The sequence below is a fragment of the Pseudahrensia aquimaris genome (assembly GCF_042676045.1).
In the GTDB taxonomy this organism is placed as follows: Bacteria; Pseudomonadota; Alphaproteobacteria; order Rhizobiales; family Rhizobiaceae; genus Pseudahrensia; species Pseudahrensia aquimaris.
In genome coordinates, this window is the sequence record NZ_JBHTJV010000002.1 from 431822 (window position 1) to 444361 (window position 12540).

At 55.2% G+C, this 12540-nt stretch carries 16 protein-coding genes; 7 read left to right on the forward strand and 9 right to left on the reverse strand.

All coding sequences use genetic code 11. The features are described from left to right. The first annotated feature begins 7 nt into the window (after positions 1-7). Entirely contained in the window at positions 8-1141 is a 1134-nt protein-coding gene (locus ACFQ14_RS01830; protein WP_377210988.1) for a cobalamin-independent methionine synthase II family protein, read from the forward strand. 63 nt (positions 1142-1204) lie between these two features. Here ACFQ14_RS01830 and rpmE read toward each other — a convergent pair whose 3' ends face one another. Continuing rightward, a complete protein-coding gene (gene rpmE, locus ACFQ14_RS01835) occupies positions 1205-1426 on the reverse strand; it encodes a 50S ribosomal protein L31 (RefSeq protein ID WP_377210989.1) in 222 nt (73 codons plus the stop codon). Positions 1427-1602: 176 nt separating this feature from the next. Between rpmE and ACFQ14_RS01840 the strand changes: the two genes are divergently transcribed. From ACFQ14_RS01840 to ACFQ14_RS01850, 3 genes are all read left to right on the forward strand, one after another. Further along, a complete protein-coding gene (locus ACFQ14_RS01840) occupies positions 1603-3402 on the forward strand; it encodes an ABC transporter transmembrane domain-containing protein (protein WP_377210990.1) in 1800 nt (599 codons plus the stop codon). Between the two features lie 34 nt (positions 3403-3436). Next, complete coding sequence (locus ACFQ14_RS01845) at positions 3437-4180, forward strand: hypothetical protein (protein WP_377210991.1); 744 nt, start codon at positions 3437-3439, stop codon at positions 4178-4180. Between the two features lie 68 nt (positions 4181-4248). Further along, a complete protein-coding gene (locus ACFQ14_RS01850; RefSeq protein ID WP_377210992.1) occupies positions 4249-4629 on the forward strand; it encodes a VOC family protein in 381 nt (126 codons plus the stop codon). Positions 4630-4690: 61 nt separating this feature from the next. Here ACFQ14_RS01850 and ACFQ14_RS01855 read toward each other — a convergent pair whose 3' ends face one another. The 7 genes from ACFQ14_RS01855 to ACFQ14_RS01885 all read right to left on the reverse strand — a co-directional run bounded on the left by ACFQ14_RS01855 (position 4691) and on the right by ACFQ14_RS01885 (position 10824). Further along, positions 4691-5380, reverse strand: a complete 690-nt coding sequence (locus tag ACFQ14_RS01855; RefSeq protein ID WP_377210993.1) for a DUF4336 domain-containing protein — start codon at positions 5378-5380, stop codon at positions 4691-4693. Positions 5381-5416: 36 nt separating this feature from the next. Beyond that, positions 5417-6448, reverse strand: a complete 1032-nt coding sequence (locus tag ACFQ14_RS01860; RefSeq protein WP_377210994.1) for a peptidoglycan -binding protein — start codon at positions 6446-6448, stop codon at positions 5417-5419. A gap of 3 nt (positions 6449-6451) precedes the next feature. After that, the gene (locus ACFQ14_RS01865) at positions 6452-7480 is read right to left on the reverse strand and encodes a flagellar motor protein MotA (protein WP_377211329.1); all 1029 of its coding nucleotides are present in this window, start codon (positions 7478-7480) and stop codon (positions 6452-6454) included. Between the two features lie 60 nt (positions 7481-7540). After that, positions 7541-8329, reverse strand: coding sequence for an inositol monophosphatase family protein (locus tag ACFQ14_RS01870; RefSeq protein ID WP_377210995.1), 789 nt, complete (start codon positions 8327-8329; stop codon positions 7541-7543). A 38-nt stretch (positions 8330-8367) separates the two neighbouring features. Next, positions 8368-8934, reverse strand: a complete 567-nt coding sequence (gene efp, locus ACFQ14_RS01875) for an elongation factor P (RefSeq protein ID WP_377210996.1) — start codon at positions 8932-8934, stop codon at positions 8368-8370. An 83-nt stretch (positions 8935-9017) separates the two neighbouring features. Further along, a complete protein-coding gene (locus ACFQ14_RS01880; protein WP_377210997.1) occupies positions 9018-10055 on the reverse strand; it encodes a tetratricopeptide repeat protein in 1038 nt (345 codons plus the stop codon). Next, on the reverse strand, positions 10039-10824 hold the full coding sequence (locus ACFQ14_RS01885; RefSeq protein WP_377210998.1) for a thiamine phosphate synthase: 786 nt from the start codon (positions 10822-10824) through the stop codon (positions 10039-10041). The genes ACFQ14_RS01880 and ACFQ14_RS01885 overlap by 17 nt, the downstream gene beginning before the upstream one ends. Positions 10825-10998: 174 nt before the next feature. Here ACFQ14_RS01885 and ACFQ14_RS01890 point away from each other — a divergent pair, with 174 nt between their 5' ends. Beyond that, positions 10999-11367 carry a hypothetical protein gene (locus tag ACFQ14_RS01890; protein ID WP_377210999.1) on the forward strand — a complete coding sequence of 123 codons (369 nt, stop codon included), beginning with the start codon at positions 10999-11001 and terminating at the stop codon, positions 11365-11367. Between the two features lie 145 nt (positions 11368-11512). Here the strand turns inward: ACFQ14_RS01890 and ACFQ14_RS01895 are convergent, their stop codons facing one another. Beyond that, a complete protein-coding gene (locus ACFQ14_RS01895) occupies positions 11513-11686 on the reverse strand; it encodes a YdcH family protein (RefSeq protein ID WP_377211000.1) in 174 nt (57 codons plus the stop codon). A gap of 154 nt (positions 11687-11840) precedes the next feature. Between ACFQ14_RS01895 and ACFQ14_RS01900 the strand changes: the two genes are divergently transcribed. Beyond that, positions 11841-12047: a YdcH family protein gene (locus ACFQ14_RS01900; protein ID WP_377211001.1), complete on the forward strand. Its 207-nt coding sequence runs from the start codon at positions 11841-11843 to the stop codon at positions 12045-12047. Further along, a complete protein-coding gene (gene purE, locus ACFQ14_RS01905; RefSeq protein ID WP_377211002.1) occupies positions 12044-12538 on the forward strand; it encodes a 5-(carboxyamino)imidazole ribonucleotide mutase in 495 nt (164 codons plus the stop codon). The genes ACFQ14_RS01900 and purE overlap by 4 nt, the downstream gene beginning before the upstream one ends. The last annotated feature ends 2 nt before the right edge of the window (positions 12539-12540 follow it).

The following is a 12540-nucleotide window of genomic DNA, read 5'->3' on the forward strand; positions in this document are numbered from 1 at the left end:
AAATGATATGACAAAAATTGCAGCCACCCATGTTGGCTCATTGCCGCGCACGCAGGAAACTGTGGACTTCATCTTTGCACGCGAGAAGGACCAGCCCTACGACCAAGCAGCGTTTGATGCGCAGATGGTGGCGGCGGTCGATGAGACTGTGCGCAAGCAGGTGGAGGCGGGGATCGATATCGTCTCCGACGGCGAAACGTCGAAGATCTCGTACGCGACCTATGTGAAGGACCGCTATACCGGCTTTTCCGGCGACAGCGACCGCAACGCGCCTGCTGATCTGAAAATGTTCCCGAGTTTTCTGGAACGGCTGGCCGATAGCGGCGGTACGCCCACCTATGCGCGGCCCCAGTGCACGGGCGACGTGAAGAGCAAGGGGCAGGACGAGCTGAACAAGGATATTGCGAACCTGAAAGCGGCGATGGCCAAGCACCGGGCAACGCGCGGTTTCATGAATGCGGCGTCACCGGGGGTCATTTCGCTGTTTTTGCAAAACGTCCATTATCCTACACGCGAGAAATACCTCGAAGCCTTGGCGGAAGCCATGCGCGAGGAATACGAGACCATTGTGGGCGCGGGGCTCGACTTGCAGCTTGATTGCCCCGATTTGGCGCTGTCGCGGCACATGCTTTTCAACGATTTGTCCGATGAAGAATTTCTGAAGGTGGCCGAAAGCCACGTTGAAGCGATGAACTATGCGCTGGAGAATGTGCCAGCGGAAAAGGTGCGGGTGCATATTTGCTGGGGCAACTATGAGGGCCCCCATTGTTGCGATATCGACATGGACACGGTGTTTCCCACGCTGATGAAAACAAAGTCGCGCTATGTGCTCTTTGAGACTTCAAACCCGCGTCATGCCCATGAATGGACCGTGTTCCGCGACCGCAAGGCGGAGATACCCGACGACAAAATTCTGGTTCCGGGTGTGGTGGATACGACGACGAACTTTATCGAACATCCCGAAGTTGTAGCGCAACGCGTGGAGCGGTTTGCTGGCATTGTCGGTGCTGATCGTGTGATCGCAGGTTCTGACTGCGGGTTTGGAACATTTGCGGGCTTCGGCTCCGTCGATCCTGCGATTGCCTATGCCAAGCTCGCAGCCCTTGCTGAGGGCACCGAACTGGCGAGCAAGCGGGTCTGAAGGGTCAATAAAAAAGCCCGGTTCGTTTGAACCGGGCTTTTTTTATTCGCGATGCAGCAATACTTAGATGCCAAGGCCGCCAAACTTTTTGTTGAACTTCGATACGCGGCCATCGCGGTCGAGCATAGCGCCAGTTCCGCCCGTCCATGCAGGATGGGACGTTGGATCAACGTCTAGGTTCATCGTGTCGCCTTCGGAGCCCCAAGTGGAACGGGTTTCGTATTCGGTGCCATCGGTCATGACGACTTTGATCGTGTGGTAGTCGGGGTGAATATCGGCTTTCATGCGTCTTGTCCTGTTCGTCGAATCTGTGTCTTCAAGCTCTGGAGCGACCTTGAAGGACGTGCATTAATTTTGGGAAAAGACCGGACACAAGATCGCAGTCTTTGAATTTGCTGGCGCAGGCTATACATCAGCTATAGGCAAGTGACAAGAAGGGCGCAAAGGGAGTCTGCGATCCTGTGACTGACACCACGACTGATGCGGTGGGCGAAAAGACGCGGAGCAATAATCTTCGGCCGTTAAAGCGCCTTATCCCTTATCTCATGCGCTATCGAAGCAGGGTGCTTCTTGCTCTACTGTCCCTGGTACTGGCGGCGTTGACCACGCTTAGCCTGCCTCTTGCTGTGCGTTCGATGCTGGATAACGGCTTCACGCAGGAAAACAGCGAGCTGGTTGGACAGTATTTTCTGGCACTGATGGGCATCGCAGCCATGCTCGCGATTTCGTCGTCGGCACGGTATTATTTCGTTATCTGGTTAGGCGAGCGTGTGGTTGCCGACCTACGCAAGGATGTATTCACCCATATCACACGGCTTTCCGCCTCATTTTTTGACACGGCCAAGACGGGCGAACTCGTTTCGCGGCTGACGGCGGACACTACGCAAATTAAATCTGCAGCCGGTGCGACGGCATCTATGGCGCTGCGGCAGACGGTTTTGATGATCGGCGCGATCATCATGATGATCGTCACAAGCCCTCAGCTTGCTGGCATTGTATTGGTTGCCATCCCTGTAATCATCTTGCCAATTTTCGCCTTCGGTCGCGCGGTGCGCAAACGTTCGCGTATGGCGCAGGATACGCTGGCCGATGCGTCGGCTTATGCGTCCGAGAGCATTTCTTCGGTGAAGACATTGCAGGCGTTTACAAATGAAGAATTGGTATCGGGCGTGTTTGGGCAATCGGTAGAGCGGTCTTTCGATGCGGCTAAGTCGTCCATTCTAGCGCGAGCATTGCTGACCGCTTTTGCTATTTTCACCATCTTTGCATCCGTGGTTTCGGTTCTTTGGATCGGAGCAAATTCGGTGATGGAGGGTACGATGACGCCGGGTACGCTGGGGCAGTTCCTGCTGTATTCAGTGTTTGCTGCCGGTGCGCTTGGTGGTCTTTCCGAAGTGTGGGGGGAGCTATCCCAAGCAGCCGGAGCGGCGGAGCGCTTGAGCGAGCTGCTGGCAACCGAGCCGGAAATTGATCGGCCGGTAAATCCCATCGTGCTGCCTGAGCCATCGGCTGGCGAGGTGCAATTCGATGCGGTCAGTTTTGCCTATCCGACCCGGCCCGACCAAAACATTGTCGAAGGCATTAACCTGAGCGTCTCTCGCGGGGAGACCGTGGCGCTTGTGGGCGCATCGGGCGCAGGCAAGAGTACGATCTTCAATTTGATCTTGCGCTACTATAATGCCACCAGCGGCAAGGTGTTGGTGGATGGCGTAGACGTGACCCGCGCTGACCCGGAAGCTCTCCGTGACCGGATTGCGCTGGTGCCGCAGGACACGGTGATTTTTGGAAGCTCCATTGCTGACAACATCCGCTTCGGCGATCCCCATGCCACCGATGAAAGGTTGGAAGAAGCCGCCAAAATGGCCTTGGCTGACGGCTTCATTCGCGAACTCTCCGACGGGTACGAAACGACCGTAGGCGAGCGCGGTGTTACCCTCTCAGGCGGCCAACGGCAACGCATTGCGATTGCGCGCGCGATACTTAAGAACGCTCCGATCTTGCTCCTGGACGAAGCAACCTCCGCGCTCGATGCAGAAAGTGAAGCGCTGGTGCAAAAGGCGCTGGACCGTCTGATGGAAGGGCGAACCACAATCGTTATCGCTCACCGCTTGGCGACCGTTTTGAAGGCTGACCGAATATTGGTGATGGATCAGGGCCGTGTCGTCGAAGAGGGCACGCATGCTCAACTGGTCAAGAAGAAAGGCATCTACGCTAAGCTCGCCAAGCTACAGTTTGAAACGGAGCTTAGCGGACAAGTCTGACAACTGATTAAGGGGTAGGGGATCTAATGCATTGGTGAGATACGATCCCAAGGGTAACAGCATAGATCGAGCTGTGGATGGTGTACGGTTTGAGGAAATTGAGCCTCCCGCGCGCTTGAAATCAATTGTCCATCGCTTTCTTGAGCTGAAAACCGAGGGGCTGCTAAAAGACGATTATCGGTTTCACGCTTTGCCGGATGCTTGCACATACGCGATCTTCGATCAGCAGAAGCCGGTGGTGGCTGGCATCACGCGGCTGCGGGCATCGTTTCAGGAATTGAACCTTGGTCGTTCCTTTCACTTCATCAACGTGCGGTTCCTGCCCGGTGTGTGGCAAAGCGAGCGTTCGCCGGTCGAGTTGGGGTCTATTGAAGAGCCTTATGCAGGCGATTTGCCTCTGGTGGCGTTCAACGAGCGGCTGGTGGGGCAGTCTTTGGAAAGCAGTGTTCCCGTTCTGGTGGAGCTCGTGGAAATGCTTCGGGCGTGGGAACTGGTTGTTGAAAATCCCGTAACGGAGAAAATATTCAGCCATGTGGATGACATTTTCAGCGTGACGGATATGGCAGAAGTGGCTGATCTGTCTCCACGGCAATTGCAGCGGGTCTTGAAGCGCACAACAGGCTTTTCGCCGCACGATTTTTTGAAGATTTTACGGTTGCAGCAATCCCTGCGCGGGGAGCCTTCGCTGGCTTATGCCGATCAATCCCACTTCATCCACTCGTTCAAAAAAGCAACAGGCTATACGCCTGGCAGATATGCGCGAAAGTTCGATGTCTGAAATCTACAATACGGCCTGAGGGTGCGGCGCTATTGGTGTTGCATAGTCAACAAAACAGGACGTGAGATATGACCGAGATGAACGCAATTGGATGGTTCGATATTTATGTGAACGACATGGAACGCGCTGCTGCGTTCTACCAAACGGTGCTGGGCCGGGAGTTGCAGCCGCTTGGCGACCCGACGGGCGAAAACCAGATGATGAGCTTCCCCGCCGATATGAGCGCCTATGGCGCCGGAGGGGCGCTCTCGAAATCCGCCCACTCCTCACCCGGCCCCGGCGGAACGGTGGTCTATTTCTCCGCCGAAGACTGCGCCGTCGAAGAAGCGCGTGTGAATGAGGCTGGCGGGGTGGTCATCCGCCCGAAATTCTCGATTGGCGAGTTCGGCTTTGTGTCGCTGTGTCAGGATACGGAAGGGAATATCTTCGGCATTAGCTCGATGAAGTAATTGGTGTTGGCGGGTTCCACGTATCGGAGCCCGCCCAAATGCTATCAACGCAAAATGCAGATCAATCTGACAACCAACCAAATGCTCGCTGCAAGAAGGCTTGAGCATCTTCTGTGACGGGGTTGCCGTGAGCCATAACAACCGTTTGTGCAGGCCACGACAATATATTTTCCAGAGATACGCGTGCTGCTTTTCGATCCGTGAAAGCTAACTGAAATTTTCGCGGCACCGAAGGTTCGGACGCGATCATTTTATCAAATTTGGCGACCAACCGGCGCCAACCTGAAAACCATTCATCTGGAAATTGCTGAAGCAGGTCGGTGAACAGCACCGTTCCGCTTTGCTGATGAAAAAAGACGACTTCGTCCGTTATGCGGTTGCCTTGAAAAACCACCTGATCAATTTCCTTCATCCAAGCCGGCATCGGAGAATTGCAAAGGTCGTCATCAAACAAAATGTCAGTTCGCTTCTGTCGAAGCCGTGGTGGCGCATAGACTTTCGCTTGGGGATAAGCGCTTGACCATTGCGGAATGGAAAGATGATGAAGTGAGTTCGGCGCTACGATATGCGTAACCTGTCCCAAGGCATTACACTCAGACATCAAACTGTCACTGGCTGCGATGGGCGACCACACGAACAATTCACGATTTGCCAGCCGAATGATCGCCATGCGCGTGGGATACTGAAAGCCTAAAACCTCGACCGGCGCACCATCAAATATCCAGATTTCTTTTCCTAAGTGCTTCAGCATGATCGTCCCAGAGCGCTCCGCAGGCCATAGTCTAACTCACTTCTCAGTCAGCTTCAGCTCGATCCGTCTGTTTCTATCCCGCGCTTCCTGCGTGTTTTCTGTCTCAAGCGGTTGGAATTCGCCGAAGCCTGCGGCTACGAGGCGGTTGGCGGGGACGCCTTGGTCGATGAGGTATTTGACTACGGATAGGGCGCGAGCGGCGGAGAGTTCCCAGTTGTCGCGGATGCGGCCGGAGCCGGACAGGGGGATGTTGTCAGTGTGGCCGTCGACGCGCAACACCCAGTCGATTTCGTCGGGAATTTCCGCGCCAAGCTCGATGAGTGCGCGGGCGAGTTTGGTCATTTCACCCAGTCCCGCTTGGTTGAGCGTGGCGGAGCCTGAAGGGAAGAGGACCTCGGATTGAAAGACAAAGCGGTCGCCTACGATGCGAATGTCTTCTCGGTTGCCGAGAATTTCGCGCAGGCGACCAAAAAAGTCCGAGCGGAAGCGGTTGAGTTCTTGCACGCGGCGGGCGAGCGCGACGTTGAGGCGGTTGCCGAGTTCAGAGATTTTGGCGGTGGATTCGCGCTCTTTTTCTTCCGATGCGTCGAGTGCGTCTTCGAGCGCTGCGATCTGTTTGCGCAGAGCGGAGATTTGCTGGTTCAACAATTGCACTTGAGACAGGGCGCGTTGGCTTAGCTTTCTCTCTTCATCCAGCGTCTGCGAAAGCGCTCCGGCGCGTTGTTCAGCGTCTCCCGCCGCGCCGGCACCTTCATCCAAAAGCTGTTGCAGGCGTGAGCGTTCTTGTTCGCTGGTCGACAGGTTTGAAGTAAGGTTGGATAGCTGGTCTTCGAGATCTTGTTTGGTGGTTTGCTCCAGAGCCAACAGTGATGTCAGTTCGTTGATCTGGTTGTTGAGGCGTTCCAGTGCTGTGTCTTTGCCCGAAATTTCCTGGCTCAGAATGAACTGTGCCAACACGAAGACTGACAGCAGAAACATGATCGCCAGCAAAAGGGTTGAGAGCGCATCAACGAAGCCCGGCCAGTAATCAACCCGCTCGTTGCGCCGTCTGTTGCGGGCTAAGGCCATCGCTTATCTTCCGTCCTTATCGGACATGGTGGTGTTCAATTTTTCCAACAGTCTTTTGATTTCTGTTTGAGAGGCGTTTTGTGTCTCGACCCAGTCGCGGATCAATTGTTGCTCCGAGCGCATGTGTTTGACGAGGCCTTGAATGCCCTCGGCCAAATTAGCGAGCGCTGCGTTGGTGCGTGGGCCGGATCCGCCGTCTTGCACTGTGCTGGCCAGACGCTCCATTGCTTTTGTGACGTTGCTATTGGCGCCGCCTGAAGCGGTCAGATCGCGTTGAAGATCGGTGACGGAAGAAAGCCAATTTTCAAGTTCGAGATAAAAGCGGTTCTGCGCTTGACCGGATTGCAGATCGAGAAAGCCCAGCACCAACGAACCTGCTAGGCCGAACAGTGACGATGAAAATGCCGTGCCCATGCCGTCAAGCGGCGCCTTCAGGCCGCTTTTCAGGGCATCAAGCACATCGTTTGTATCGCCAGAGGAGGGGTCCAGGCTTTGTATGGTGTCACCAATGGAGCCAATCGTGCCAAGCAAGCCCCAGAATGTGCCGAGCAGACCCAAGAATACCAACAGGCCGATCAGGTATCGCGAGATTTCGCGTCGCTCGTCAAGGCGGTTGCCGATGGAATCAAGGATGGATTGGCTGGAGACCGTAGACAGGGCCACTTCGTCTCCGCTGGCTTTGAACAAAGCCGCCATAGGCGCAAGCAAAACAGGGTCACGCACTTTGCCTGACGCGTTGCGCTGCCGGAAAGAATTGACCCAAGAGACTTCCGGCATCAACCGGATGACTTGCAGAAAGGCCAGCAACACGCCAACCACGAGAACGCCAAGTATCAAGCCGTTTAGGCCTGGATTGGTGATAAAGGCTTCGGAGATTTGGCGATAGAGAATAAGGACGAGAAACGTCACCAGCGCGATGAAAATCACCATGCTGAGAAGATAGACGCGGGGTGAGGATAGTCTGTGTGGATCGTATTCCCGTGCCACGCGCGTTCTCCAAATTGCTGGTGTAAAGATGTGCTTACCGTCTATGCCAAATGTGGCGACAGTTGAAAACCGGAATTGCGGTCAATTGAAGAGCGATTGGACGGTTCACGCTTTGGTGTGGACGATCTCGCGAAGTTTGGCATGGACGAATTCGTTGCCAGCGATGATGCGGCCTGTCTCGTAGATGGAGGCTTTGGGGTCTGGTTCGGACACGTATCCGCCCGCTTCGCGGACCATCAACATGCCAGCCGCCACGTCCCATGCCTCAAGGCCCGTTTCTGTGTAGCCGTCATAACGGCCAGCGGCGAGCCATGCGAGGTTTAGCGCAGCCGAACCGGATGCGCGCAGACCGGCCAGTTGCATCATAAGGTCTTTTTGAACGCGGTTTGTGTGCGGATGGCCGGTTTTGTTGAGTGCGGGAATCCCTGTGACAACCACACATTCGGCCAAGTCTTTGCGTGCAGCGACGCGCATACGGCGGTCGTTGAAAAACGCGCCTCTGCCTTTTTCTGCCGTAAACAGTTCTTCGGTGATCGGGTTGTAAATCACACCAGCGACCAGAGCGCCGTCATGTTCCAAGGCTATGGACACGGCGAAATGGGGGATGGAATGGAGAAAATTCATTGTGCCGTCGAGCGGGTCGATAATCCAGCGGTAGTCGGATTTGCGACTGATCTCGCCGGCTTCTTCCATCAGGAATGAATATCCGGGGCGGGCCTTTTCAAGTTCCTGTCGGATCGTCTTTTCAGCTTTGATATCCGCCTGCGTAACGAAGTCGGCCGGGCCTTTTTTAGAAACCTGAAGGTTTTCCACCTCGTTGAAATCGCGCGTTAGCCCTCGGCCAGCCTTGGAGGCGGCTTGAACCATGATGTTCATTAACGCAGAGCGGGCCATAACAGCGCCTTTGGTTTCAGAGGAAAGAGGAGTGTGGCCTAGCTTTCGGCGCGGCGTACATAAGTGATTTCGTTGGTGTCGACGATGATCTTTTCTCCAGCATCAATGAAGGGCGGCACCATAACTTTTACACCATTTTCCATGACAGCAGGCTTGTATGACGATGAGACGGTCTGGCCTTTGACCACCGGATCGGCTTCCACGATTTCCAGCGTCACATAATCCGGCAGGGCGACGCCGATGGGCTTTTCTTCATACATTTCCACGCGCACCTGCATACCGTCTTGCAGGAATGCGGAGCGATCGCCGACGAAGTCTTTTTGCAGTTCGAGTTGCTCGTATGTGGTTGTATCCATGAACACCAGCATGTCGCCTTCTTCATAAAGATACTGAAAGTCTTTCTGCTCAAGGCGAACTTTCTCTACTGTCTCGGTGGCGCGGAAGCGCTCGTTGAGCTTTGTGCCGTCGATCAGGTTTTTGAGTTCGACCTGGTTGAACGCGCCGCCTTTGCCGGGCTTGACCGCGTTGGTTTTCACCGCTGCCCAAAGGCCACCTTTGTGCTCGATCACATTGCCAGGTTTGATTTCGTTGCCGTTGATTTTCATCGGGGAACTCGTGCGTTGCAAACAGGGAATAAAGTCGCCCGTCTTGACCACACTTTGCGGCCCCGTTCAATACCGATGAGCGCTTAACGCAGTGCGAGACGCTGGGTCAGGCGATTTGCGAGGTCAATAGCACGTTTGCGGTCGAGCGGGCTCATGTCAGCGAAGCGACGGTCCAGTTGCACATCGGTGTGGCCTGCGCGGCGGGCGACAACATGCCATGCGCCCGCTTTAACGACATCGGGCGTGGTGCCGATGCCAAAAGCATACATGCGGGCCAATCGGTTTTGTGCCACAACATTGCGCTGGCGGGCGGCGCGACCAAACCATTGCAGCGCTTCTTTCTCGTCTTTTGCCCCTCCGCGACCATTGGCGAGCCAAATGCCATATTCAAGCTGTGCGATGGGCATACCCGCTTGGGCCGCTTTGGAAAGCCATTGTCTTGCCAAGACTTCATTGTTAACGGTCACGCCTTGTGCTTCGGCGTGGATATTGGCCATTGCATATTGTGCGTCTGGAACGCCGGCTTCGGCTGCTTTTTGATACCACGGCATAGCGCGCTTATAGCCTTGCCACGTTGGGCGTTCGGCCACGATGATTTGGGCCAAATTGAACTGCGCGCGGCTGTGGCCTGCTGCGGCTGCTTTTTCCATCAGCGCACGACCGGCCTTTTTGTCAGCGGGAACAGTATCGCCTTTCAGCAGTATGTTGGCGAGGGCAAACTGCGCCTCGCGGTTGCCGCCGTTGGCTGCAAACCGATACCATTCGAGTGCCTTTTTGGTGTCGCGGGCAACACCGAAGCCGTTCCAGTAAATCTCTGCTATCAGGGTCTGGGCCGCCGGATCGCCGGTTTCGGCGCGGGGCAGTGCAAGGCGCAATGCTGTTAGGTAGAAGCCGCGCTGAAAAGCTCCGTATGCGGAATCGGCGGCACGGTCTGTTCCGTTTGCCAGCGGTGCGTCGCTCGTTTCCGGAGCCGCTTGATCCCGTCCCTGCTGGGGAGAGACCGGGCCTTCCAACTGTGGGCCTTTGAGCGGTTTTTTGTAAGTCTGTGCCGAGGCCACAGGTGACAGCGCCAGAAGTGCTGCAAGCGCTAGTGATGACGTTCGACTAGGCTCGGACGTCACGGCGTTTCTCGTCTGCTTCCAGCAGGAGGGGTGCTTGGGCGTCCAGAAGTTCATTGGCTTTGGCAACTCGGCTTGCTGGCGTGTCGTTTCCTTCAAGAACGGGGATAGGGCTTTCTTTTGGCCCAAAGATGGCGTGACCCAGGCAGACAAATTCGGCTCCTGTGCTGGAGACTTCCACAACGCTGTCTACGGCGGTGCCGCCCATAACGAGACATGGGATTTCGATCATTGCAGACCACCAAGCGCCCAGTTCGAGATTTCGGGGCAAAGGGGGGGCCTGTGTATCGCCGCCGGGTTTGCCAAACATAATGTAGTCCGGCTGCGCTTCACCGATGATGAGAGCGTTGTGGCGGGAGCGGATGTTGCCTGCACCGATCATGAATTTTGGTGCGTAGCGGTCAACGCCATCGCGCACGCCTTCAAGATCCTGACCATACTGGATGCCATCTGCGCCGCATCGTCCCGCAACGCGCGGGTCGCCTGCAATAATGGCCGCAACGTTCATTTGCTGCACCGCTTCAACGCAAGGCCTCACAAGTTCAGTGAACTCGGCTTCGTCCAGCGTATTTTGGGACAATACAACACTTGAAACATCGCCACCGGAAAGCGCGTTTTCAAGAACTCTGGGTGCGTCTTTTGCGAATACAGCCAGTTGCTCGCCGGTCAGCACCAAAACAAGGCGGCAGCGTACGCTGGTGTCCGTATGGCCCCCCTCTGGAGTGGGAGCCAGTGACATATTTGCAGCGGATATTTCGGAGTGCTTCGTCATGCAAAGTGACATAAGCCGAGCCGCAGCCCCGCACAAGCTGCGCGGTGTGCTTCTGCATGCCTCCACCGGGTCTTGCTGAGAGAACCTTGCTACTTGCTGGGCGTTTACAAGGCGAATTGCAAATAGTGTGTAATTTGCATACATGCATTATATTACGTAACGGAATACGACGCTATGAACCGCCTCTTTGCCGTTATGCTCGCGCTTCTGATGAATTTTGGCTGCACAGATTCTAAAATTAGACACAATGAACTGATCGAAAAAATTGAGCTTGCCAGATTGGCTGGTGATGAGTGTTTGGTGGCGCTTGATGAACGCAAGGTGAGTCTCCTCTATGCCGACATGCTGCTGGACATTTCCGCTGAAAACCTGCGGGAGATGAGGTCAGCCTTCTACTCCCGTGCTCTCGATCGCTGGCAGAAAGTGCTAGAGGATGACGGAGAGTGCTACGGTGCTATATGCCGAGAGGTGAAAATGGTGGTGCGACGCTTCAATCTGAACCAAGATAGCGACGATCCCATCACGCTCCCATCACCTGACTAGTATGCCGCGAAGATAGCGATCTGCACAAAATAGTTCCGTCCAGCAAATCGTGCTGGAGAAAACGGGGCCCATGATTGCCGCATCGCCCTGTATTGTAGCGGGCGGCGGAACATCGTCCGCCTGAGCCCGCGAAGGTTGGAGCGGTTTAGCTCGCGCCGGAACGCAGCCGCTCAATCTGATCTTTTAGATAGAGCTTTTTTCGTTTTACCTCTTTGAGCGATATTGCGTCAGTGGAAGGTGATTGCGTGAGTTCGGACAATTGGTCCTCGAGAGCTTGGTGCTTCTGTTCGAGGGATTCAATGTGCGTATCAAGCGCCATGTTGGCTTCCTTTCTTAGAGGTGACGGACTCAACATTTGAATCGTCCCACAAATCTTCTTTGGTGTCGAGAAAATCACGCTCTGGCTGTTTGTTGCTGCGGACAAGCGTGTATAAAGCGGCTTGATTTTAGGCGAATGCGTTTGAAGGTGTGCGATGCAGGACGATCATGAACAGATCGAATTGAAGATGCGTCTTGCCCGGCTCAAGATAGATCATGACGACCTTCACGCCGCCATTGATGCGATGACAGCGCAAGGCAGCGACCCATTGCGCATTCAGCGGCTGAAGAAGAAGAAGCTGGAAATTAAAGACCGTATCGCCCAAACAGCCTCACGTATTTTACCGGATATCATCGCATGACCGACAAACAAAAAGCTGATGTAGCCGTGGTGATGGGCAGTCAAAGCGATTGGGAAACAATGCGCCACGGCGTGGAGATACTTGAGGAACTCGAGGTTTCCTACGTGGCTAAAATTGTCTCCGCACACCGCACGCCAGACCGTTTGACGGTCTTTGCCAAGGGTGCGCGCGATGCGGGCCACAGGGTTATCATCGCAGGCGCAGGTGGTGCTGCACATCTGCCTGGCATGATAGCGGCCATGACGCCGCTTCCCGTATTCGGCGTGCCGGTGCAGTCGGCTGCATTGTCCGGTCAGGATTCGTTGCTGTCGATTGTTCAAATGCCCGCCGGAATTCCTGTTGGTACATTGGCCATTGGCAAAGCAGGTGCAAAAAATGCGGCGCTTTTGGCGGCTGCCGTCTTGGCGCTTAACGATGATGATTTGGCAGCGCGGCTGGATGCCTGGCGCGCGGCGCAGAGCGATTCTGTCGCTGAAACGCCGATGGATTAATT